The sequence below is a fragment of the Polaribacter sp. R77954 genome (assembly GCF_044595335.1).
Classification (GTDB): domain Bacteria; phylum Bacteroidota; class Bacteroidia; order Flavobacteriales; family Flavobacteriaceae; genus Polaribacter.
Map to the genome: position 1 here is coordinate 2039368 of NZ_CP138992.1, position 24289 is coordinate 2063656.

The 24289-nt window shown below is 30.6% G+C and carries 17 protein-coding genes; 10 read left to right on the top strand and 7 right to left on the bottom strand.

Translation table 11 applies throughout. The annotated features are described in order from the left end of the window. Window positions 1-25 precede the first annotated feature (25 nt). Window positions 26-910 (top strand): GTPase Era, encoded by an 885-nt coding sequence (gene era / locus SJY27_RS08790; protein WP_397447884.1) that lies wholly within the window; start codon window positions 26-28, stop codon window positions 908-910. Here the strand turns inward: era and SJY27_RS08795 are convergent. Then, complete coding sequence (locus tag SJY27_RS08795; RefSeq protein ID WP_397447885.1) at window positions 901-1431, bottom strand: GTP-binding protein; 531 nt, start codon at window positions 1429-1431, stop codon at window positions 901-903. The genes era and SJY27_RS08795 overlap by 10 nt on opposite strands. 80 nt (window positions 1432-1511) lie before the next feature. On the opposite strand from SJY27_RS08795, the gene der reads away from it, so the two are divergent. The 6 genes from der to SJY27_RS08825 all read left to right on the top strand — a co-directional run bounded on the left by der (window position 1512) and on the right by SJY27_RS08825 (window position 11946). Further along, window positions 1512-2822, top strand: a complete 1311-nt coding sequence (gene der, locus SJY27_RS08800) for a ribosome biogenesis GTPase Der (protein WP_397447886.1) — start codon at window positions 1512-1514, stop codon at window positions 2820-2822. 105 nt (window positions 2823-2927) lie between these two features. After that, window positions 2928-4862 carry a leucine-rich repeat protein gene (locus SJY27_RS08805; protein WP_397447887.1) on the top strand — a complete coding sequence of 645 codons (1935 nt, stop codon included), beginning with the start codon at window positions 2928-2930 and terminating at the stop codon, window positions 4860-4862. A gap of 149 nt (window positions 4863-5011) precedes the next feature. Next, window positions 5012-6520 carry a tetratricopeptide repeat protein gene (locus SJY27_RS08810; protein ID WP_397447888.1) on the top strand — a complete coding sequence of 503 codons (1509 nt, stop codon included), beginning with the start codon at window positions 5012-5014 and terminating at the stop codon, window positions 6518-6520. Further along, window positions 6520-8127 (top strand): glycosyltransferase family 2 protein, encoded by a 1608-nt coding sequence (locus SJY27_RS08815; protein WP_397447889.1) that lies wholly within the window; start codon window positions 6520-6522, stop codon window positions 8125-8127. The genes SJY27_RS08810 and SJY27_RS08815 overlap by 1 nt, the downstream gene beginning before the upstream one ends. A gap of 80 nt (window positions 8128-8207) precedes the next feature. Further along, on the top strand, window positions 8208-9392 hold the full coding sequence (locus SJY27_RS08820) for a glycoside hydrolase family 26 protein (RefSeq protein WP_397444454.1): 1185 nt from the start codon (window positions 8208-8210) through the stop codon (window positions 9390-9392). A gap of 166 nt (window positions 9393-9558) precedes the next feature. Continuing rightward, the gene (locus SJY27_RS08825) at window positions 9559-11946 is read left to right on the top strand and encodes a GAF domain-containing protein (protein WP_397444455.1); all 2388 of its coding nucleotides are present in this window, start codon (window positions 9559-9561) and stop codon (window positions 11944-11946) included. A 10-nt stretch (window positions 11947-11956) separates the two neighbouring features. Here the strand turns inward: SJY27_RS08825 and SJY27_RS08830 are convergent, their stop codons facing one another. The 5 genes from SJY27_RS08830 to SJY27_RS08850 form a co-directional block, all read right to left on the bottom strand. Further along, complete coding sequence (locus SJY27_RS08830; protein WP_397444456.1) at window positions 11957-12664, bottom strand: DUF2490 domain-containing protein; 708 nt, start codon at window positions 12662-12664, stop codon at window positions 11957-11959. Then, on the bottom strand, window positions 12654-13265 hold the full coding sequence (locus tag SJY27_RS08835; RefSeq protein ID WP_397444457.1) for a DUF4956 domain-containing protein: 612 nt from the start codon (window positions 13263-13265) through the stop codon (window positions 12654-12656). Before SJY27_RS08835 ends, SJY27_RS08830 begins: the two co-directional genes overlap by 11 nt. Window position 13266: 1 nt before the next feature. Then, on the bottom strand, window positions 13267-14016 hold the full coding sequence (locus SJY27_RS08840; protein WP_397444458.1) for a polyphosphate polymerase domain-containing protein: 750 nt from the start codon (window positions 14014-14016) through the stop codon (window positions 13267-13269). A gap of 294 nt (window positions 14017-14310) precedes the next feature. After that, complete coding sequence (locus SJY27_RS08845) at window positions 14311-18093, bottom strand: lamin tail domain-containing protein (protein WP_397444459.1); 3783 nt, start codon at window positions 18091-18093, stop codon at window positions 14311-14313. Between the two features lie 120 nt (window positions 18094-18213). Beyond that, window positions 18214-19413, bottom strand: coding sequence for a Pycsar system effector family protein (locus SJY27_RS08850; protein WP_397444460.1), 1200 nt, complete (start codon window positions 19411-19413; stop codon window positions 18214-18216). Between the two features lie 167 nt (window positions 19414-19580). Here SJY27_RS08850 and msrB point away from each other — a divergent pair, with 167 nt between their 5' ends. Beyond that, a complete protein-coding gene (gene msrB / locus SJY27_RS08855; protein ID WP_397444461.1) occupies window positions 19581-20027 on the top strand; it encodes a peptide-methionine (R)-S-oxide reductase MsrB in 447 nt (148 codons plus the stop codon). 384 nt (window positions 20028-20411) lie between these two features. Here msrB and SJY27_RS08860 read toward each other — a convergent pair whose 3' ends face one another. After that, window positions 20412-23042 carry a DUF5916 domain-containing protein gene (locus tag SJY27_RS08860; RefSeq protein WP_397444462.1) on the bottom strand — a complete coding sequence of 877 codons (2631 nt, stop codon included), beginning with the start codon at window positions 23040-23042 and terminating at the stop codon, window positions 20412-20414. A 388-nt stretch (window positions 23043-23430) separates the two neighbouring features. Here SJY27_RS08860 and rplM point away from each other — a divergent pair, with 388 nt between their 5' ends. Both rplM and rpsI read left to right on the top strand, forming a co-directional pair. Then, complete coding sequence (gene rplM / locus SJY27_RS08865; RefSeq protein WP_397444463.1) at window positions 23431-23886, top strand: 50S ribosomal protein L13; 456 nt, start codon at window positions 23431-23433, stop codon at window positions 23884-23886. Further along, window positions 23886-24272, top strand: a complete 387-nt coding sequence (rpsI, locus tag SJY27_RS08870) for a 30S ribosomal protein S9 (protein WP_397444464.1) — start codon at window positions 23886-23888, stop codon at window positions 24270-24272. The genes rplM and rpsI overlap by 1 nt, the downstream gene beginning before the upstream one ends. The last annotated feature ends 17 nt before the right edge of the window (window positions 24273-24289 follow it).

Sequence of the window (24289 nt, forward strand, 5' to 3'; positions counted from 1 at the left end):
TATAAAAAGCGATTATCTTTGCAATATGATACATAAAGCTGGTTTTGTAAATATTATTGGAAATCCGAATGTGGGTAAATCTACCTTAATGAATGCTTTAGTTGGTGAAAAATTATCTATAATTACACCAAAAGCACAAACGACAAGACATCGGATATTAGGAATTGTAAACGAAGAGGAATATCAAATTGTATTTTCTGACACACCTGGTATTATTAAACCTGCCTATGAACTTCAATCTTCTATGATGGATTTTGTAAAATCTGCATTTGAGGATGCAGATATCTTAATTTATATGGTAGAAGTTGGTGAAAAGGAATTAAAAAATGAAGCTTTTTTTAAAAGAATCATCCATAGTGAAATTCCAATTATGCTGCTTTTAAATAAAATTGATAAATCTTCTCAAGATGTTGTTGAAGAAAAAATAAAATATTGGAAAGATAAAGTACCAAATGCAGAAGTATTTGTAATTTCTGCTTTAGAAGGTTTTAACGTTTCTGCAGTTTTAAGTAAAATAAAAGAATTATTACCAGAAGGACCTGCTTTTTATCCTAAAGATCAACTTACAGATAAACCAGAGCGTTTTTTTGTAAATGAAAAGATTCGTGAAAAAATTTTAATACACTACAAAAAAGAAATTCCTTATGCTGTAGAAGTTGAAACAGAAGAATTTATAGAAGAGGATAACATTGTTCGCATCCGTTCTGTAATTATGGTAGAAAGAGATACACAAAAAGGAATTTTAATTGGCCATAAAGGAACTGCAATAAAAAGAGTGGGCGCCGAAGCTAGAAAAGATTTAGAAAAATTTTTTGAAAAAAAAGTATTCATAGAACTCTACGTAAAAGTAAATAAAAATTGGCGAAGCGATAAAAATCAGTTAAAACGTTTTGGATACAATCAGAATTGATGTTCAATTACCTTTAGCATAAAGTTGTGTAGATCTTTCATCTGATTTTTCCCTGTACTCTTCCCAATCTTCCCTAAAAAATACAACAAAATCCAAATTAGTGGTAAAGTAATCAGCATCAGTATTGGAAAAAACAAAGATGCTTTTAAAGAAATTCTAGAGTACAACATTACACAAAAGGCTAGAAAACCAAACCCAATTATAAAGTGAATAAACATAAAAAGTGTCCAAACTTGGGGTTTAGGACCAAATAACCCTTTTAACAAAGCAGTTTCAGACGTTTTTTCAACAATCTCTAAATGCAATTGTGGCGACCAAAAATGATCTTCTTTTTTGCTAATTGATATAAAAATATGTCCATCAACAATATTTCCAGATATTTTAGGATTTTGTTTTTGTAACTCATTGTAAAAATGTTGCAGCACCTCATCCTTACCTACATTCAAATCAATCGTAAACCTTGGTCGCAAAAAAACCTCACTATTTCTTTTCTCAATTAAAATCTTTACTTTTTTATTCATAAAAACCTATTCTATAACCCTTTAAAATTACAACTATTATCGTACAGTAAATTGTATCTTTGCAAAAAATCTCAATTCAAATGAATAGTATTGTTGCCATTGTAGGAAGACCAAATGTAGGAAAATCTACTCTTTTTAATAGATTAGTTCAAAAAAGAGAAGCAATTGTAGACTCTGTGAGTGGCGTAACTAGAGATCGTCATTATGGAAAATCGGACTGGAATGGAAAAGAATTTTCTGTAATAGATACTGGTGGATACGCTATTGGTTCTGATGATATTTTTGAAGAAGAAATCAGAAAACAAGTATCGCTTGCTATTGATGAGGCAGATATTATTGTTTTTGTAGTTGATGTTAGAGATGGTATAACACCAATGGATGCTGAAGTTGCTAAAGTATTACGTAAAGTTAAAAAACCAATTTTTACGGCTGTAAACAAAGTAGATAATGCCATGTTAGAGGCAGATGCAGTAGAGTTTTACAACCTAGGTTTAGGGGATTACCATACTATATCGTCTATTAATGGTTCAGGAACTGGAGATTTATTAGACGCATTAGTCATAAAAATGCCAGAACCAGAAGTTATTGATTTAGAAAAAGAAGAACTCCCTAGATTTGCTGTTGTTGGAAGACCAAATGCAGGAAAATCATCTTTTATTAATGCTTTAATTGGCGAAGACAGAAATATTGTAACCAATATTGCAGGTACCACAAGAGATTCTATTGATACAAAATACAACCGATTTGGATTTGATTTTAATTTGGTTGATACTGCTGGAATTCGAAAAAAATCAAAAGTAAAAGAAGATTTAGAGTTTTATTCTGTAATGCGTGCTGTACGTTCTATTGAATATGCAGATGTTATTATTTTGGTGATTGATGCCACTCGTGGTTTTGAGGGGCAAGATCAAAATATATTTTGGTTGGCCGAAAAAAACAGGAAAGGGGTTGTTATTTTAATTAATAAATGGGATTTAGTTGAAAAAGAAACCAATACCATGCGTGATTACGAAGCTAAAGTAAAAGAACAAATTGCACCTTTTACAGATGTACCCATTGTTTTTATATCTGCATTAACCAAACAACGCTTGTTTAAAGCTATTGAAACTGCGGTTGAAGTATTTGAAAACAGAAAAAACAAAATATCTACAAGCAAATTTAACGATGTAATGTTAGATATTATTAAAAGCTATCCACCACCAGCAATAAAAGGAAAATTTGTAAAAATTAAATATTGTATGCAATTGCCTACACAAACTCCTCAATTTGCCTTTTTCTGTAATTTGCCTCAATATGTAAGAGATCCTTATAAACGCTTTATAGAAAATAAGCTTAGAGAAATTTACAGTTTTTCTGGTGTACCAATTACTATATATTTCCGACAGAAGTAAAGCATCAAAATTGAAATCATTTTAAAAAAAAATGAAAATATTTTGATATAAAGAATATTTAAATACCTTTGTTTGAATACTTTTAATACCCCTAAACCTACAAAAATGAAAAAATTATTTTACGCTTCCATTTTGTTTTCTTTACTTATTACATCTTGCAGTAAGCCCACAACTATAGAAGATACCAATGATATTCCTAATGCTGTTGATGATAGCGCATCAACAGAACAAAACACGTCTGTAAATATTAACGTGCTTAATAATGATAGTTTTGGAAATGATGGTTCAAATTCGGGTGCCATTTCTGTAACTTCTGCAACTAATGGTACTGTAAATGTAAATACAGCAGCAACACCTAATGATCCTACAGATGATAGTATAGAATACACACCTCAAACAGATTTTGAAGGAACAGATACTTTTGACTATACAATTACCGATAGTAATGGCGATTCTTCTACAGCAACTGTTAGTGTTGTAGTATTTCCGCCAACAGGTCCTGAAGTAGGAACACCGTTTACCATTGGCGATTTAAAATATATCATTACAAGTTCTGATGCTAAAGAAGTATCCATAGAAAAAAACACAACAGATGGCCCAACAGGAGCTTTAGAAATACCTGAAACTGTTAATCAGTTTGACTTAACATATACTGTAACTAGTATTGCAAATGAAGGTTTTGCATACTCATACGATTTATTAAGCGTTACTATACCAGAAAGTATTACAAGTATTGGAGAGCTTGCTTTTTACGATTCTTCTAGAATAACAAGTATTGATGTCCCAGATACTGTTTCAAAAATAGAACATACCGCTTTTGGCCAATGTAAAAGTTTAACCTCAATTAATATACCTGCAGCAACAGATACCTTAACAGACAATGTTTTCTTTGGTTGTGAAAGCTTAGAGACAATTACGATACCTTCTAGCATAACAAGTATAGGGAATTCTGCCTTTTATTACTGTAGTAGTTTAAATAATGTTACCATACCAAATAGTGTAACTAATGAAAATATGGGAACTTCAGTTTTTGGTTATTGCAACTCATTAACTACAGTAACTTTTCCTACAAGCTACACTACAATTCCTGAAGCTACCTTTTTTGCTTGTAACAATATAGAAACTTACACCATTCCTAGCCATATAACTACAATAGGTGCTTCTGCTTTTTATTCTTGTTCTATTTTAAAAGAAATTACCATTCCAGATACAGTAACTAGTATTGGCGATTCTGCTTTTGGCTTGTGTGTTGGCTTAACAAAAGCTGTAATACCAGATAATTTTACAAGTTTACCAGATAATTTGTTTTATGAATGCTCTAATCTTACAGATATTACCATACCTGCAAGTGTAACTAACATTGGTAATGCTGTTTTTTATGGTTGCGCAAGTTTAGAAAACATCAGTTTACCAAATAGTGTAACTGGTATTGGTAGTGCCGCTTTTGGAAACTGTTTCAGCTTAAAGAATTTTGATTTACCAAGTGGATTAACAACTATTGAAGCTACTCTTTTTTGGAATTGTAACAGCTTAACAGAAATCAATATTCCTAGCAGTGTAACCACTATAAAAGATGGTGCTTTTGGTGGCTGCAATAGTGTAACTACATTTACGATTCCAGAAGGGATAACAACTCTACCAGAAAACACTTTCTACGCTTGTAGTAGTTTAACTCAAGTTAACTTTCCTACTACATTAACTAGTATTGGAAAAACTGCTTTTGGTCTTTGTTCTAGTTTATCAAGTATTGATATTCCAGATACCATAACAAGTATCTCAGAACAAACTTTTTACCAATGTTCAAGCTTAACAGAGGTAATTATTCCTAATAGCATCACAAGTATTGGTAATAGCGCTTTTTACAATTGTGGTAGTTTACAAAATGTATCTATTGCTATAGAGACACCTCTTACTATAGATGCAAGTGTATTTGAGTTTGTTAATATCGCAAATGGAACGTTAAAGGTACCTTCATCATCAATTGACACTTATAAAAGTGCAAATGTTTGGAAAGATTTTGGTACTGTTAGTGCTTTATAAGTGCAGTATATATAAAGCCTAAGTAAAAAACTCATCTAAAAATTAAATGTAAATATTAATATTAATATATATATATTTGTTTTTATTGAGAAAATCTCAAACGCTTTTATCTTGTATTATGTTTAAAACCCAAAAAAAATTATAAAATCATGATTTTAACGAGAGCAGGTAAAGTCTTTAAAACTACTGCTTTTTTCCTTTTTATTTTTTTTAATACAACAGCTTTTTCCCAAAACAAGGAAACATCCTCCTCTTTAAAAAAAGATTCCATTAGCGTTAAAAATGCAGAAGATGTACTAAGAATTTCTAAAGAATTCATTTCTAGAAATGAATACAAAAAAGCAATATCATTTTTTAAAACAAACTACAATAGTTTTTCTGAAAACCTATATATCAATTGGTTATATGCCTATGCTTTATCAATGAATAATAATCATAAAGAAGCAAAAAAGAAATTTAAAAAAGCCATTTCAATAAATAGCTCTGATAAAAATCTACAATTAGATTATGCACGGTTTTTGTATAAAACTGGCGAAATAGACAAGGTAGAAAGTATTTTATCTGATTTTTTAGATGAGAATTCTAAAGATTTAGAGTTTCTATTAATGCAAGCCAATATCAATTACTGGAAAGGAGACCTAAAAAAATCTAGAAAGATAATTGGAAAAATTAATGAGATTTACCCAAATACAAATTATACAAAAAATTTAGAATCAGAAATTGAATCTGTAACTGCAACGTATATAAAAACTAATTTTGAGTACCAAACCGACTCTCAACCTCTAGATTATTTTGCCACACATATAACTACTGGTGAATATATTTCTAAATATTTAAGCCCAGAATTAGAAATATCAAGATACAATTTTTCACCTCAAAAAGAAGGAGCGTTTCTTCTTAAGTTAAAAAATCAGTTTTATTTTAATAGTATAAAGCTTAAAGCTAACATATTTGGAGGTTTGTATGAAAATCATTCAGATAAATCTGATTGGATTGGAGGCATCAGCCTTACAAAAAATCTATTTAAAAAAGCTTCTGTAAAAATTGGTGCAGCAAAAAATAGTTTGCTTGGTACAATTGCTAGTACTTCAATTAACCTTACTTATAAAAGTCTTTTTTCAGAAATAGATTATAACAATAAATGGATCATTTTCCATGCTTGGTATGACCATCAATTTTTTACAGATGAAAACGAAATACAATCCATGGGTGCCTGGATTTTATCACAACCTATAAAAACTAATAAATTTAGTTTTCAATTTGGTTACAGCTTTAATTATACAGACTCTGAAGAAATTTTATTTTTCTTTGACAATCAGGGAGTAGGTATTTATAACCCTTACTTTACACCCAAAGAACAAGAAATTCACTCAGGTTTATTTCTTTTAAATTACAAGGTCACAAAAAAATTATCTATTGAAACAAAAGTAAATTATGGTTTTATTGGTAATATTAGAAATCCTTACCCTGTACTAACAGCTACTAATGAGTTTGAAATTGGTGGTTTATATGACGCCACTTTTACACCTGTAGAATATACAGGAAGCATTAACTACAATTTTTCTAAAGGTTTTAAAGCAAAAATTGCATACATAGATCAAAAAACGTTTTTTTATAATAGACAAAATATTAACTTCGGATTAAATTTCACATTTTAATGAATTCAAAATTAAGAGATGATTTATGGGTATTTAAACAAGCTAAAAAGGTAACTAGCTTAGATAAAGCTATATTTTTAGGCTTAACACTCGCAGGTTTGTTAAGTATGTTTAACTTAATGGAATGGTGGTTTAGAAAAGAGCACATAGAAAATTTTCCGCTGTTCATAATTTTAAGTTTACTTTTTGGCTATGGTGTTATTAGAATTGCTTTAATTTGGATTAATTATTTACGCATAAAAAAACCCCAAGAAGTACCCGTTCCTAAAAAAGATTTAAGTGTAGCTGTTTTTACAACATCATCTCCTGGAGAGCCTTTATCGATGTTTGAAAACACCCTTAAAGCGCTAGAAAATTTAAATTACCCACATACAACCTATTTATTAGACGATACAGAAGATGTTGCTTTTAAAGAATTAGCAGAAAAACACGGGGCAGTTTGGCTAAATTTAGTAAATATACCTGGGGCTAAAGCTGGTAAAATTAATGAAGCCTTAAAGATAACTAAAGAAGAATTTATTTTAGTTTTAGATCCAGATCATATTGTGTTTCCTAATTTTTTAGATCAAACCTTAGGTTTTTTTCAAGATGAAAAAATAGGATTTGTTCAAGTAAGTCAAGGATATTATAATATGTTTCGTTCATTCACTGCACAAGCAGCTGCAGAACAAACTTACACCTTTTATGGCCCAACTCAAATGGCTTTATATGGGTATGGAGGTGCTGTTGCTATTGGCGCTAATTGTACGTTTAGAAGAAAAGCTTTAGAAAGTATTGGGGGTCATGCCACTGGTTTATCTGAAGATTTAAATACTTCTATTAGAATTCATTCAAAAGGATGGGAATCTGTATATAATCCTGTAATTGTAAGTCGTGGTTTGGTTCCAGAAGATTTTACATCTTTTTGTAAACAACAACTAAAATGGGCAAGAGGTGTATTTGAAATGCTTTTTGATGAAATGCCTAGAGCCTTTAAAACTTTAAGCTTTTGGCAAAAATTGTCTTATTTTTCAATAGGAACTTACTATTTAGTAGGGCCAATGACTGCATTTTTTGTTTTTGTACCCGTTTTATTTTTTACAACAAAAATAAGTCCTGCTAGTATGGATTTTACAGAGTTTCTTGTACTTGGCGCTCCAATTGTGTTAATAGCCATTTTAGTTTACGCACATGCACAACGTTTTCTATGTGATACCAAAACAGAAAGAGGAATTCATTGGAGAGGTATGGTCTTAAAATACTCTTGTTGGCCTGTATTTACCTATGCATTTCTTTTAGCGTTAATCAATAAAAAAGTTCCTTACATTCCTACTGCAAAAGTAGCAGTTAAAGGCTTTATGAGTCCGTTTGTAAAACCACTAATCATTTACTGTATCTTATTTATACTTATGGTTGTTGGAGTTTATGTAGAAAGAAGGTATTACATACCTCAAAGCGAATTAATATTAACTGCAGAAAAAACTTGGGGAATGTTAGGTTTTGCTTTAATTGCATTTCTACAGTTTTTTGGAGGTCTGGTTGCTGCTTATAAATCTTTATATTTAAAAGCAGAAAACGCTTGGAGTAGAATCGTTATCACTAAAGACAAAAAAATAAAAGTAAAGTAATTATCTATAGAAAGTTAAAAAAATTAGTTATACCAAATAAATGGTTTTGAATCAAAGTCATTATAAATCAAAATAGAATTATGTCATCATTCAAAAAAAAATCTAAAAGAATATTTAATGTTCTGCTTGCTTTAGTATTAGGCTATTTTATAGTTTACGGTTTAAGTACCGTAAGCAAAAGTTCTAAAGGACCTTTAGGAGGGTTTTTAGAAAGTATAGGTAATATGGTAAAAGATATAGAACAAGATAATATTTTAGGAAAAAGAGAAATAAATAGAGATAAAAAATTAGATTGGTTTAAAGACCAAAGAAAAAACAAATATGCCCTTTTAAAAAGTAAAAACATTTTATTTGGTGCTGCAGATGATAGCAATGGAGAGTCTTATGAAAATATTATAAATTTAGAAGATTCACTAGCACTAACTTTTCCAATCATTCAAATTTATAAAGCTTGGGGAGAAGGGCAAATTTATGACTTTCCAAAAAATAAAATTGATGCTATAGTAAGGATAGGCTCTGTACCTATGATTACTTGGGAACCTTGGTTAGAAAAATTCTCAAAAGAAAATTTTCCGAAAATAAAAGATTTAGAGCAAAGAAACGACCATGGTTTAGCCTCAATTGCTAATGGAGATTATGATGCTTATATTAAAGAATGGGCTACTGAAGCTGCAAAAGTAGATACACCCATTTATTTAAGAATGGGGCATGAAATGAATGACCCATATCGTTATCCTTGGGGACCTCAAAACAACGAACCAGAAGAATATGTAGCTGCTTTTAAACACGTTAGAGATGTTTTTGAATCTGTTGGCGCTACAAATGTTATTTGGGTTTGGAGTCCGCATTTATCTTATGGAAAATTTAAAGAATATTACCCTGGTGAAGATTATGTAGATATTATTGCAACAGGTGCTTTAAATTATGGTACAAGTACAAGTTGGAGTGATTGGTGGACTTTTAAAGAAATTTTTGGTAATTATTACGACCAATTGGCTGCGTTTTATAAACCAATAATGATTGCTGAATTTGGTTGTTTAAAACCTGGTGGAAGCAGAGCCAAATGGTTTGGTGAGACATTAGAAAACTTTAATAAAAAGTACCCATATGTTAACGCTATTGTATTTTTTCACTATGCAAGTGATGGTACAATTACCTATAAAAATGTAGATTGGTATTTTAAAAACGATACAGAAGTAACTAACGAAATAAAGAAACAATTACAAAAATGGGATCCTAGAATTAGGCAACCCGACATTCAATAACATACTCAAAATAGATACAAAAGCATTTAACGAATCGTTAAATGCTTTTTTGTTTCATAAAACTTATCTCCTTAAAAAAACATATTATCTACTAATATTCTTCAATAAAACTATAGTTTTGTAAATTGTAAGAACTTTGTACGACAAAAAAGTGTAAATTAAGGTTATGAAGATCATAGAATCTAATAGTATAGAAAATATAGAATTACCACTTCAGTTAAATATTTCTTTTAAAAAGGTATTTGTAACTTTTGAAAAATATGCGCAAAAAGAATTTAAAGCCCATCCTTTTCATACTGCTGCTCTTAAAATGGTAGATCTATTCAATAATCACCCTGAATTAAATGATGGATTTTCTGACTTTAGTTTATTAAAAACCTATAAAGATCAAATAAACTTATTATTAGATCCTTTATTTCCAGAGCCATTGCGCTTAAATGAAATAAAAGCGGCTAGCGTACCTTTTTCTTTTGCCTCATTTAAATTTACAGATCGATTTGAAAAAATACTAAACAATGCAGGTGATGATTACGAATTTACAGTTCGTAATTTTGAAGACAATAGTATGTATGTTATGGCTTGTACTTTTATTTTAGGAGCCGTATATGGTTTTAATATTGATATAAAAAGACCTTTTTATTTTGATATTCCAGACAAAACAACTGGTACTATGAAATATTACAGGGCTACTTTTAATGCAGATTTTTCTGAAATAACACCCACAGCACACGCACCCAATTTAACCCAAGAAGATTTTAAAGAACTCTTAAACAATTACGAAAATATAGAAATATGGAAAGAAAAATTTCCACCAAATAGCTATATTTTTAAAGGTTTTGGTTTGATAAGTTTATTTGACGTAACCTCAGAAGAAATGCTTTCTGCAATTAAGGCGAACTTATTGGCAGGTGGTGATGATTTAATTTACAAATTACAAAACAATCTAAGAGACTTTTATAGTATTAAAGATCTTAAATTAGGCTACTCTATTTACGATAATATTAATTCTAAAGTTTGTGAAACAGTTGTAAAACAGTCTAACAGCATCATCTTAAATAAAAGTACTGAAATAGAATGCGATAATGGTTACTTCTGTAATGGTATTATGGATAAGGTGTTAAAAAACCACGAAACGTTTATTATTTCTGATGTAAATAAATATGGCTCAGCTACCAATAAAAATCCTTTTTACCAAAATTTACACGATTCTGGTATACAAAGCATTATTTTAATTCCAATTGTAGCCACTGCAAATGGAGATTTAGCACTACTAGAAATAGGATCTCCTAGGCCCTATGATTTAAACTCGGTTAACATTAACAAACTAAAAGATATTATTCCTGTTTTTGAAGCCGCTGTTAAACGTACATCAGAAGAACGTCAAAATGTCTTAGAAGCTACCATACAAGAAAACTACACTTCTATACATCAAGCTGTAAAATGGCGTTTTTACGAAGCTGCAGAAAAATATCATTTAGAAAGCCAATCTAATGATAATGCCAAATTAGATGAAATTGTTTTTAACGATGTGTACCCGTTATTTGGTCAAAGTGATATTAAAGGCTCATCTGATGCAAGAAATAAAGCTATTAAAGAAGATTTAACTACACAACTAACATTAGCCATTACAGTTTTAAAAGATGCTTGTAAAAGCGAGAAATTACCTATCTATAATGAATTAATGTTTCGAGTTACCTCTTATTTAAATGATGTAAAACAAGGATTAGATGCTGGTGATGAAGTAAGCATTCTCGATTTTTTAAGCAGTGAAATTTATCCTGTTTTTAATCATATAAAAAATATTAATACAGAACTTTTAGAAAAGGTAAACATCTATATGAATCGTTTAGATAACAACTTAAATGTAGTTTACGAACGAAGAAAAGAGTATGAAGACAGTGTAACCCTTTTAAATGATAAACTTTCTAAATTCTTAGACAATAGGCAAAAACAAGCGCAAGAAATGTTTCCTCATTATTACGAGCGTTATAAAACAGATGGTGTTGAATATAACATGTATATTGGGCAATCTATTACAAAACATAAAAGCTTTGATAACTTGTATTTGTATAACCTGCGTTTGTGGCAATTACAAGTTACCTGTGAGATGGAAAACTTAGCCTACTATGAGCGTAAAAACATGAAAAACGACTTACGTGTTGCTTCGTTAATTTTAGTGCATAGCAATGCTATGGCTATAAAATTTAGGATGGACGAAAAGCAATTTGATGTGGATGGTGCCTACAATATTAGATATGAAATTCTAAAAAAACGCATTGATAAAGCTTACATAAAAGGCACTAAAAATCGTTTAACAATGCCAGGTAAAATCGCAATTGTATATTCGCAAGAAAAAGATGCTCAAGAATATCTTAAATATATTACCTATTTACAATCTAAAAAACAATTAGGCAAAATAGAATACCTAGAATTAGAAAACTTACAAGGTGTTTCTGGACTCAAAGCGCTGAGAGTTGAGGTAAAATATCAACAGGATTTTGATGAGCAAAACATTATAACTTTCAAAGACCTAATCAAAGAAATTGAGGCTTAATGTACCTAAATTAATTAATAGAATACGAGTATTTTAAGCCTAATATTTTTGTTTGAAAATCGTTATCTACTCTAGTGTTTTCTTGATACCTAAAGTAGATACCAAACTTACCAAACTTTTTTAAATTATAACTTGCACCCCAAGTAAGCCTGTATCTGCTTAATTTTGCATCACCAATAAAAGCAGCACCATCTCTTTTTCTATTAAAAATTTCTACAGCAAATTCAGGATCTAAAGGCCAATTTTTGATACTATATTCAAAGGCTGTTTTAAAACGAAGTGTTTCACCAGGAATGTCCTCAACACCATCCTCTAAATCTAATTCTCTTTTATTTTGGTAACGTAACCTAAAAGCAATGTCTAATTTTTTAATAAGCTCTAATCTATAACTTAAATCAACATTATATCTAAAGTGCTTTTCGTAGCCTTGTATTTTACCAACATTATCATTTTCTTTTATAAAACGCATAGCTCCACCAATCTCTAAATTTTTTAAGATTTCGAATTCTGCCTGAACTTCTGTAAAATATTCATCTGTAGTAGATGCATCTTCTTTTAGTCTTAAATGTTGCTCTACACCTAATTTTAACCTTTTAATTGGAGCGTATTTCACCCCTATTGAGTTCCATAAAGCAAAATCTTTATTATCATCTTCTTGACCATAATTTATGGTTGTGCAAAGAAGCACTATAATAATTATAAAAGGTTTATTTTTCATTTTCTGATTTGTTGTAGTGTATAATTATTGTTGCGCTATCTTTTACAAAATCAACATCGCCAATAGTTAATTGATTAATTTTTAAACCTGTTCTTGTTTCTAAATCTTCTTTTAAGATATTGTAATTCTCTGGCTTAATGTTTTCAATAACTTCGTAAGTTATTTTTTTAGTAATCTCGTATTTTAAATGCCAAAGCTTTTCAATTACGCCAATGGCAATGGCTATGGCAAAATTAGAGAAGAAAATTTCTACATAACTTAATTTTTTATTGGCTAGTGCGTTCATAATTGATATACCAATTACAATAAACAAATACCCCATTTCTCTAATAGGTATAGACTCTGTTCTATATCTTATAATACCAAAAATAGCAAAGAGACCAAGTGCTAAACCTACATCTATATTGTATTTTTTTAGGGTAAATGTTAAAAAGAAGACAATAATACTTATCAAATAAAAAGTAAATAAATAATCTTTTTTACGTGTACTACTGTAATAAAACCACCTTACAATAATGGTTAAAAACACCAAGTTTAAAGAAAAAAGAAAAAGCAATTTGTAAAAATCCTTGTCGAAGAAGGGTATATTCATAAAATCCATACTAGGCAGATATTTTATTTATTTTTAATAATTTTGATTTAAAGGTATTGTGCTTTAAATTTTTATAAAGATTTGCCACTCCAATACAATACTTGCTTATACTATAAGGGTTATGGCCAAAATTTTTCAAAGCCTCTACTACTAAAGATTTTCTATCGAATCTACTTTGTTTTAATTCAACAACCACTATGTTATTATATTTTTTTACTTGATCACCTAAAGAGTACGTTAAATTTAAGTCTATGGTAACTCTCTCATTTTCTTTCAGGTTTACCAACGTAATTCTGTTAAAACTATTCCATAAACTAGTTTGTAAATTATAGTCTGCTTCTGTAATTTCCGAGATAAATTCTTTAGAGGTTTGAGACAATTCTGTTTCAAAATCATCAATTTTTATCCTAAACTTATTGGTTTCTCCTTTTCCGTTTTTCTTTTTTATCTCTAAAAAAGTTAGATCAGAATCTACGTATTTGCGTTGCCTTATTTTGGTTCTGTTTACTCTTCCATTATGATGATCTAAGTAAAACTTAAAATTATTGGTATCTAAATATAAGGAAGAATAGTTCATAATGCGTCTACTATCTATCTCTAATACGCGATAAGAATCTAGAAGTTTGCTTAACACCTTAGGTAAGGTAGAAATATTAATTACATACTTTGTATCCGTTCTTTTCATTAAAGCAACGCTGTTCATTTCATCTAATGAAATTGGTTTAAATTGATTAACAGTATCTACGAGCGCTTTATCCAAAATATGTTCAGTTTCTATAATTTTATTTTTGTCTTAAAGTAACTTTAACTAGTTATATTACCTTCTAAAAGATTACTTACATGACTACCTCTATATCTAAGACCCGCTAAAACCACAATAGTTTGTTTAAAACTTTAAATAAAGAAGAAATTTTTAATACATACTTTGTACAAACACGCTTCCATTAAAATGTTCTGTCAATTTCATCAACTGAAATTAAATTAAACTAATTTTAAATGCCTTTTGATGTAGTATACAAAGTATGCTATTTTGTATGTGATATTTTTAAAAATATCATTTTTTAACTATTTTTTTAGTCATAGAATTTTCACCAGTAAAAACTTTAACCAAATAAACACCTTTGGCAAAATTACTCACATCTATAGTAGCATCGCTTTTATTTTCTGATGATTTGTATAACATTTGTCCGAAAATATTATATACTAAAACTTTGTCTATAGTGTTGTTAGATGAAATATAAATTCTATTATTTACAGGGTTAGGGTAAATATCTATACTGTTCTTTGACGCAATAAAATCTTTTGCAGACAACACATTTTTATCAACAGCACTTATAGCAATATTATTGATGATTACTTTTTTGCCTTCATCTGCAGTCATATTTGCACCACCAAAACTTAACCTTACTTTAAAACTTTCGTTTTCATCTGCCATAGCTACATTAGAAAAATCAAATTCTTTTCTTTCATAATCAGCAGTAATTGATTGCGTACTATTAGGCATGTTAGATGATACCCAAGCAGAGCCGTTCCAATATTGGGCAGTTATACTATTTGCAGCACCATCTGAAGTAATTGCTACAGAAATTTTTACCTCTTCGTAATCTATTGTAGAAAAATCTAATTCAAGAGCGTTTTCTGAACCACCTGATTGAAAAGGTTGCTTTATTTGCACACCTTTCATTATTTGTGGCGCAAATGGAATGTCATTATTTGCTATACCTTGGTAATTAATTATTGTAGGTTCATCAATTCTTTCTAAAGACGCTTTTCTCCAATTTGCATCACTTTTATCAAAAGGATATCCTGCAAGTGATGAGTTATAATTCAATTTTGCTATTGCATTGTTTCTTGAATACGTAGAGTTTAAAGTTTCTAATGGTGTATCATTCTCAATTTCATCATCTAAAAGCCAGAAATACAACAAGTGATCGTAATCTTCGTCTGGTGTAAATACAGCTCTTATTTGTAAATCATCAGTAGGTGTAATGGTTATTTTACTACTGGTACTAGAAGAGGCTCCTGTCCAATAAGAAAAAGTATAACCAGCTCTTGGCTTTGCCTCTAACGTAATTGGAATATTATTAAAATATACTCCTGTCCATGGGTATGGTTTATCATTTACACCAGGTGTAGATCCTTTAATATCTACAGTATTTAAAGTGATATATCCTGCATTATTATTAGATACACTTAATCTTACGTCAATAGTTTTGTCTATATTGAATAACTCATTTATTTGGTCTCTAAACCTAGCTGGTCTTTCTTGAATCCAACTTAATAGTTTTTCTTTATCGATGTCCTCATAAAATCTTAATCTTGGAGAACGATTTCTATCTTCTTCTAAAAGTGGTGCTACCTCGTCAAAAGTTGCATTTACAATAGCGTCAAATCTTTCTATAGTGAATCCTGTGTTTAATAAATCTGCAGTACGATTGATAAATTTCACCTTAAAACCATCGTTATCAATTAGGTTTGAAAATATATTACGTTGCCAATTATATTTAGAATCTAAAGAAAATTCATATAGCCAATTCGTTCTTTTAGCCATTGCTGCTTCAAAATCTTGAGTATAAATACGAAACTTACCATCTCCAAATTCGTCATTTACAGGATTTGTAGCCCTCCAAAACTTAGTTTCATAACTATCCCCTTCTGAAAATATTTCTATAACAAGATGATCTATATATGAGTCTATATCTAAAATGTCTGCAACTTTTTGGTACTCAGCATCCGACTTTAGATCATTATGTACCAAATCTTTAAATAAATATCGTAATACCCTTTCAGGGTTACTTTCACGATCTTCTGGTCCATCTTGTCTTGAACAAGTTCCAATACAACTTACAATAGATACATTATCGCTGTCTAAACCAAAATTATTTGCTATGTGGTGCACATCAAAACGGTCTCTAAAAGCTGTAATTCCAAAATACTCGCCATTTATAAAATTAACAGCTGTTTTTATTCTCATGATACCATTAAAAAACGGTTGCATGAGCCTGCTAAAAACCATATCATTTGCAATTTGACCACCACTACCATTTCCACGAAGCATTAACCTTTTAAATGTATTGTTATAAGGTTCTGGAGAGCCTGGTATTTGTTGATCAAAAATATCTAACTTAAACTCATTCTCTTCATCATATTCACTCTTTGCATAAAGTCTTAAGTTTTTAAGAATGTGTGCTCTTGAGGTATTACCATGAATTCTAAGACCAGCATCTTGGTTTAAGATAGATTCTAGATTTTCATTAAATACTTGTACATTTACTTCACGCTCCCATTCTACACCACTTTGCCCATAATTATTAACATCTCCTCTTGACCCCACATTAGTGTTTGGCTCTTCTATTCTAAAATCATCAAAAATTTTACCTGAGGTGTAGATACCCTTTTCATAACCGAATAAATTCTCTTCGAATGTGGTTAAAGATATTACAGGAACATTATAAGGATTACCATTTGCCCAAATAAAATAATTTCTTGTTCTAGTTCTAGACCCTTTTCCGTTTAAAAAAACTTTGGCTCTTAATACTGTTGCTTTTCGCAGCTTTACTGGCGGAATATAAATATCTTCAGCTACCGTATTTTTTCTAGCTAAAACATCCTCGTCATTAGATCGATCTCTCATCGTAATTGGCCCTGTGTATGAAAAAGATTGGTAACTTTGATTTAACAATGCTCCAAAGCTATCACCTACTTCGTAAGGATAATCATTTTTATATTGAAAACTAGAACCATTTAAATTATTAATATCTGGTTCTGAACCATCTAAAGTATATACAATTGTTGCGCCTTGCACATCTGTAGATAATGATAAGTCAAAACTATCTGTATATAAACCAGATGTGTGCGAGAATGTTGGTGGTTCTAAAGATGTGGTAGAACCACTTTCTACATTCGATGCACCTGGCGTTGGTGTGTCAAAAAAGAACCAAGAACCTGTTCCATCAGGTTGTCTTCCATAAGAAGTATCTTCTGCTAAATTTGCGGAAGGCCCTCCACTGATTAATAATCCATTTCCATTTGTTAAAAGTAAAGTTTCACCACCTGCACCAATTTTGAAATTGGTATGTAACTGAGCTCCTGCATTGCTGCGATCTTTACCCGAAGCAAAAACTATAATATACTGATTTGGATTAATTGTAATTGCAGGAAAAACCCATTTGTATGGCAAAGCTCTATCATCAGATAAACCGAAACCAGATAAGTTTATAGCATCAGTGCCATAATTGTAGATCTCTATCCAATCTTCATTATTGGCATCTTCATCTTGAATACCAGCTACATTTGATGATAATATTTCATTAATAGCTACTTTTTCTGGGACTGCACTTGACGCTCCAGAATTATTTGTCTTAGGAGTAGGCGTTTCTAAAAAAGTCCAGTTTCCAGTACCATTAGGAATTCTACCATAAGATTTATCTGTTGCTAAAGCTACAGCAGGAGATTCACTAATTTTTACTCCTGATGCATTTGATAAAATTATAGCTTCTCCACCAGATTTAATTTTAAAATTTGCATGCAATTCATCTTTATCTATAGCTCTATTTTTGTCTGAAGCCCAAACAATTATATATTCTTTAGCAGCTAATTCTATGTTTGGAAAAACCCATTTTGAAGGATTATCTACTTGATCTGACAATCCAAAGCCGTTTAAATTTACGCTGGTTGTTCCGTAATTATAAATTTCTATCCAATCTTCAAATTCTCCATCTTCATCTGAGGCTGTTGTCTCATTGGAAGACATAATTTCATTGATAGAAATATTTTGAGCATAAGATTGAAAAGAAAATAAAAAAAATAAAACTGCTATTTTATAGAAGAGCTTCATTTTACTTGAAGATTTAAGTGATCTTTTTTCTGATAACATAATTTAGGGTTTTGTGGCAAATATAACTAATTAATTTTATAGGTTTAATAAAGTGTTATTAAAAGTTTAAATTACCATTAATCAACTAACTTCTTGCATTTTAAACGATAATGCAAATGCAATTACACTAGTTACAATTCCGATAACAAAAACCGTATATGTAATTCTTAAAATTTTATACTTTCTATTTAAAACTAAACCCAAAAAATACAAATCTTTAGTTAACGAACCGTATAAATAATCACGATCTTGCATCATTTCAGAAATTCCCCATTCAAAATCTTCTAATTTCATTTGATGAAAATTACCAAAGAACAATAGGTTTACTTTTTTATTGGCCACATCTTGTTTGGTAAACTTACCCTCAGTAACATTAGGTCTGGTAGCTAATATTGATAAAATCATAGAAACCACTGTAAAAAACACAAAAATAATAGTAGGCACAAACAAATGCGAATTAGAAGGATTATCTAATTTAGGCAATAAATTTGACAGCGCTAAAGAAACAATAATTGCATTTACAGAAAGTAAAATATTGGCTTTAGTATCTGCAATATTACTTAAAGTCATATGGTTTTTTAAAGCTACCCTAAACATAGTTTCTATACCTCTTTCAGGCACCTTTACTTTGTCTTTTTTTATTTTTAAAGCTTCTTGTTTTTGTTTGAATTTTCTAAGATTTTCTTGTAAACTCTTTAAGTTTTTCATCAACTTAGAAAGATTTTTCTCTTTTCTTTTTGTCCAATTTTTTAAAGCAAATTCTGTATTAAACCGATGTTGAACAGAAAAAAAACGGATATTTTCTTTAATCCAATCTTCATCAGAACTTTTCTTAACCCCTGTTAGCTCCCACTCTTTTCTAAGCAACGAATTGTAATCAAAAAAATTCTTGGATGCTAAATGCCCACAATCTGCATCAATAATAATTTTCTCTAAATCGTTTTTGGGCTTATGATTCATTTTAGTTGCCAAAATGAGTTGAACAATAGCCTCTACTCTTTGTTGAGTTATGGAATTTGTTAATAAAAACCCCTTAACAATGCGTGCACTTTCTTCCTCATGATTTTCTGCATTTTTGGTAAAACCAGTATCATGAAACCAAGCTGCAATTACTGCATTTTCTGCATCTAATTCTTCAATTTCTATATTAGCAATTAGCTCTTTGGTTTTTTCAACAACCCTTTGGGTATGTGCTAAATTATGATATACGTACTTTGTGTCTAGTTGATTGCTTAGTAAGTCAAAAACGAATTTTTGTGCGTTAGCAATTAATGTACTCATATTAGGTTATTTTAAAAATGAATCGAAAAAAACTACAACGTAATTCACTACTTAAATATTACTTTGTTGATTTTTGTCGTAATTTTATGTTTTACTTTCAAGAGATTACAAATTAACAATTATTTACAAAGTAACAAGGTATTTAATATTTAAAAAGAAAACAAACTATGCTGACTTGGAAAGAAGTAATGCACTTTACTACAAAAGGAAATCCTACACCCGATAAAAGAGTTGAAAAAACAAATGCTGAATGGAAAATACAATTGACACCTGAGCAATTTAGAATTACCAGACAAAAAGGAACTGAAAGACCACATAGTGGTGCTTTATGTAGCATTTACGATGAAGGCCAATACAATTGTATTTGTTGCAACACACCATTATTTGATTCTACCATAAAGTTTAGTTCTGGCACAGGATGGCCAAGTTTTACGCAACCTATAAAGGAAAATGCAATTAAATACCATAAAGACACCTCTTTTGGAATGATTAGAGTAGAAGTGATGTGTAATACTTGTGATGCACATTTAGGTCATATTTTTCCTGATGGCCCAGAACCTAGTGGATTGCGTTATTGCATCAACTCAGAAGCCATGATTTTAAAGGAAAGTTAAAAGTTAAGTGCGACAAACCTATATGCGAATAAAAATGTCTATTAATTACAGGTTGTTTTGCTAAAAAAAGAAATCCTTGTAGCTACTTTTTTTTTACGGTCTGCATAACACTAATTCAAAACTACAAGGCTGCAATATAGTAATCTGTTTAAAAACATATTTATGACTAGTTTTTAAGTTGATGATATTAGTAACACACAGAACAGTAAAACTTATTTTTATAATGTGATTAGAAAATGAAAAAGGCTATCAATTTAAAACTTAAATTATTCCTTAGTATCAAAAAAACAGAATAAATAAGTGTAACGTATGATTGTGTAAAAGGTAAAAAAATTATATAAACACACCTAATCACTATATATTTTTCTAAGTATTTTTAATGAATTACCTTCTAAAACGATACGTAAATTTCACTAAAAAAGTATCGTTTGCTGGCGCATTAAATACTTGCTCTGAAACAGCATCAACTAGCTCTTCAGAAATTGCAGCACTGCCCACAGAACCTCTAGACCAAACTAAAAACAATTCTGAACCAGGAATATACTCCCATCTTGCTACTAAGTTGGTTTGTAATTGTACAAATGAAAAGTCGGGATTATCAAAAGAATAATCAGTGGTTCCATCTCTATTTTCATCGATTAAATAGGTATCATTCTGAAAACTAATTTGATTATCATCAAATACAGCTATCCTATCATTAATACCAGCACCTACTGGATTTACGACTCGATTTAAATCTGTAAATTTTCCTTTAGAAATAAACGGCTGCCCATAAAACTGCAGAGAAATATCTGGTGTAAAACTGTAATTTACACGTAAAGTGGTAGTTAGTGTCTGATTTTGAATTCGTCCTAATATATATCTTTCAATATCATTAAAATTAGACTCAGTAACATATTGTGTTCTATCATACAAATTTGCGTACTCTACATTTAAAGACATGCTCATTGCATCTGTTGGTTGATAATTTGTACGAATAACAAAGCGATCTCTACCCACAACCTTTTCTGCAGTGTGCCTGTTTGAATATCCTAAAGTAAAACTAAACAATTTGCTTCTATCAGAACCAAAGAAAAAATAGGCAAAAGAAGTGTTTGGTCTTTTAAACCTTGGCCCACCCCTTAAATAAAAATTATCGAAATAATTGACATCGGTACCATAACCAGCCTCAGTCCACCAATTATTAATCCAACTAATTTCACCATTCAATTCTAAACGAACTCTGTTTAAATTACCTTCAAAATCGTAATACGTAGCTTGCTCAAATCTTGCTCTGATATTTCTATACGATTCTGTTGGTATTTGCCATAAGTGATTCAAATTAGTAAACTGAATAATTTCATCAGTTCTTCTTAAAAATCCTACATCATTGAGTTCTAATTCTGGAGATCGCCAAATTACACCTGCATTATATCGCCAATTTCCTCCCCCATTTTTACCCATTTCTATTCTACCACCAGTACCAGATAAAGACGTTTTATTGGGGTCTACAGCAACATGAGTTGCATCTGTTCTTTGAAAATTATGACGTAATGTTTTTTGGGTTCTAGCAATGGCCTCTTCACTTCCTAAAACATGACTAAAAATTACATTTCCGTCCAAAAAGTATTCTCTATTCTTCCAGTTGTGTTGAAAATCAATTCCACCTGAATACGCTGCTTTATGCAGTTCATTAAAATTGCCATTTAAGTACCTATTCGTGGCTGTAAAAATTCCGCCAATAAAAGAATTTCTGTCGTTAAAATCTTTTTGAACACGTGTAACAAAATAGTTGGTTAGTGGTTCTACAATTTCGTCTCTGGTTTGTCCATCAACTTGTCTTATTTCTGCAAATTCATTTCCTGTCACACTTTCTAAAACTCCTATTGACCAACCATCTCTAGTTTTGCCAGAGAACTTTGCAGCACCTAAAATTCTTGAGTTTTGCGGTTCGTTCGCAAATTCTCCATTTAAAAGATTTGCAGACCTATGTGGATTTCTACCAATTCTTCTGCTGTAAAACAGATTATCACTTCCATTTGCAAATTCGTAATCGAAAATATTACTATTTTCTACAAAAAACGGACGCTGTTCCCTAAAGAAAATTTGAAAACCATCTAACGCAATTGCTCCAGGATCTGCCTCTACTTGACCAAAATCAGGATTCACAGTTAAATCTAAAGTCAAATCATTGGTTATTCCAATTTTTGCATCTAAACCTGCATTAAACTTAAAATCTTTACCAGTTCTAAAAGGATTTCCAGCCTCTGCTGGATATTTGTCGTATTGTAAAACTGTGAATGGTTGAATTTCTAATTGCTTTTGAGAAACTAAGTTTTTTAATCCATGCAACTCACCTGCTTCACTAATAAAACCTGCTTGATCATTTGGGATTCTTTGCCAAAGCGATCGTTCTTGCAATCTAAAGATGGTTCTATTTACGTTAAAACCCCAAACCTGCTCTTCCGCTTTTCCAAATCGTAATTGACTAAAAGGAATTTTCATCTCGGCTGTCCAACCTTTATCATCAATTTTGGCATTTGTATACCAAATAGGGTTCCAGCTATCATCCCAATTATCTCCATTTTGCGAGGCAAACTCCTCTCCTTTAACCCCTGCAGCAGTCGTTGTAAACACAAACGCTGTTCTTTTATCGTGATAACTATCAATAATAACATTTACACGATCGCCCTGAAAACCATCTCTTCTACTTAATCTTCTTTGGATTAAATCTGGCTCGCTATCTAAAGCGCGAATTGCTATGTATAAATACTTTTCATCATACATTACCTTAAACATTGTTTGATGAGCAGGAGAAGTACCTTCATCTGGATCTTTCTCTGTAAAATCAGAAGACCATTCTACAACATTCCAAGCATCTTCAGAAACATCACCATCAATAATTGGCACCTTTAGTAAAGGTTTTGTAGTGTATATTCTTTTAGGTATTTTATTTTCTAAGGCATTTTGAGCTGTTGTTTTTACTGATAAAAAAACGAAAACAGCTAGAAATTTAAAAATGTAATTTTGTTGCATTCAGTTGGTCAGCTTTAAAATTATACACAAAAGTGTGATTACTTTAATTCGACTACAAAAGTAACTTTCTATTTTCTTAACTTTTTGTTAATAATTTTATAGAATATTTATGAAATTCAAAATATTCTAACATAAAACCAACAAGTATTTACAAATACCATATCATCAATGATATTTAATGTTACTTCTAATATCTTTATTTTTTTAATTGTTTAACCTCATAATTAATCATGTAAACAATAATACTTTTAATTATCCTCAAATTACTGGCAATCAACTTAAATTATTCTAACCCGCTATTTGTCAAACCAATAAAAAGCAATACATTTGCACTCCTTTTTTAAGGAAAACTTATTTTTATTAATAAACAAAAACTAATAGTGTAATTATGAACACATTAAGTTACAAAACAGTATCAGCAAACGCAGCTACCGTAAATAAGGAGTGGGTTTTAGTTGATGCGGACGGGCAAACGTTGGGTCGTCTAGCTTCTAAAGTAGCTAAGCTAATTAGAGGTAAATACAAACCAAATTATACTCCTCACGTAGATTGTGGAGATAACGTGGTTATTATCAACGCAGAAAAAATAGTATTAACTGGAAACAAGTGGAGAGACAAATCTTACATTCGTCACACAGGTTATCCAGGTGGTCAAAGATCGTTAACTGCAACAGAAATGTTTGAGAAAGATCCTACAAGATTAATCGAAAAAGCAGTAAAAGGAATGTTACCAAAAAACACTTTAGGTAGCGCTTTATACAGAAACTTGTATGTTTATGCAGGTGGAGAGCACAAACAACAAGGACAAGAACCTAAAGCTATTAACCTTAACGATTATAAATAATGGATACAGTTCACAAAATCGGTAGAAGAAAAACTGCAGTTGCACGTATTTATCTTTCAGAAGGTACAGGTACAATTACAGTAAACAAAAAAGATTACAAAAGTTACTTTACTACAGGAACTTTACAATACAAAGTACAACAACCATTAATGTTAACTGAAAATTTAACGTCTTATGACATTAAAGTAAATGTTTATGGTGGTGGTGTTACTGGGCAAGCAGAAGCAATTCGTTTGGCAATAACCAGAGCTTTAGTTTCTATAGAACCAGAACACAGATTGGTATTAAAACCAGAAGGTTTATTAACTCGTGATCCTAGAATGGTTGAACGTAAGAAATTCGGTCAGAAAAAAGCACGTAAGAAATTCCAGTTCTCTAAAAGATAATATTTGGTTGATGGTTC

Excerpts from the sequence above, each read along its gene's own strand:
- SJY27_RS08805 (WP_397447887.1), top strand. The coding sequence starts at position 2,928 with ATGAAAAAATTATTTTACGCTTCCATTTTGTTTTCTTTACTTATTACA.
- SJY27_RS08845 (WP_397444459.1), bottom strand. The coding sequence starts at position 18,093 with ATGAAGCTCTTCTATAAAATAGCAGTTTTATTTTTTTTATTTTCTTTT.
- rplM (WP_397444463.1), top strand. The coding sequence starts at position 23,431 with ATGAACACATTAAGTTACAAAACAGTATCAGCAAACGCAGCTACCGTA.
- era (WP_397447884.1), top strand. The coding sequence starts at position 26 with ATGATACATAAAGCTGGTTTTGTAAATATTATTGGAAATCCGAATGTG.
- der (WP_397447886.1), top strand. The coding sequence starts at position 1,512 with ATGAATAGTATTGTTGCCATTGTAGGAAGACCAAATGTAGGAAAATCT.
- SJY27_RS08825 (WP_397444455.1), top strand. The coding sequence starts at position 9,559 with ATGAAGATCATAGAATCTAATAGTATAGAAAATATAGAATTACCACTT.
- SJY27_RS08815 (WP_397447889.1), top strand. The coding sequence starts at position 6,520 with ATGAATTCAAAATTAAGAGATGATTTATGGGTATTTAAACAAGCTAAA.
- SJY27_RS08795 (WP_397447885.1), bottom strand. The coding sequence starts at position 1,431 with ATGAATAAAAAAGTAAAGATTTTAATTGAGAAAAGAAATAGTGAGGTT.
- SJY27_RS08830 (WP_397444456.1), bottom strand. The coding sequence starts at position 12,664 with ATGAAAAATAAACCTTTTATAATTATTATAGTGCTTCTTTGCACAACC.
- SJY27_RS08860 (WP_397444462.1), bottom strand. The coding sequence starts at position 23,042 with ATGCAACAAAATTACATTTTTAAATTTCTAGCTGTTTTCGTTTTTTTA.
- SJY27_RS08810 (WP_397447888.1), top strand. The coding sequence starts at position 5,012 with ATGATTTTAACGAGAGCAGGTAAAGTCTTTAAAACTACTGCTTTTTTC.
- SJY27_RS08835 (WP_397444457.1), bottom strand. The coding sequence starts at position 13,265 with ATGGATTTTATGAATATACCCTTCTTCGACAAGGATTTTTACAAATTG.
- rpsI (WP_397444464.1), top strand. The coding sequence starts at position 23,886 with ATGGATACAGTTCACAAAATCGGTAGAAGAAAAACTGCAGTTGCACGT.
- SJY27_RS08820 (WP_397444454.1), top strand. The coding sequence starts at position 8,208 with ATGTCATCATTCAAAAAAAAATCTAAAAGAATATTTAATGTTCTGCTT.
- SJY27_RS08850 (WP_397444460.1), bottom strand. The coding sequence starts at position 19,413 with ATGAGTACATTAATTGCTAACGCACAAAAATTCGTTTTTGACTTACTA.
- msrB (WP_397444461.1), top strand. The coding sequence starts at position 19,581 with ATGCTGACTTGGAAAGAAGTAATGCACTTTACTACAAAAGGAAATCCT.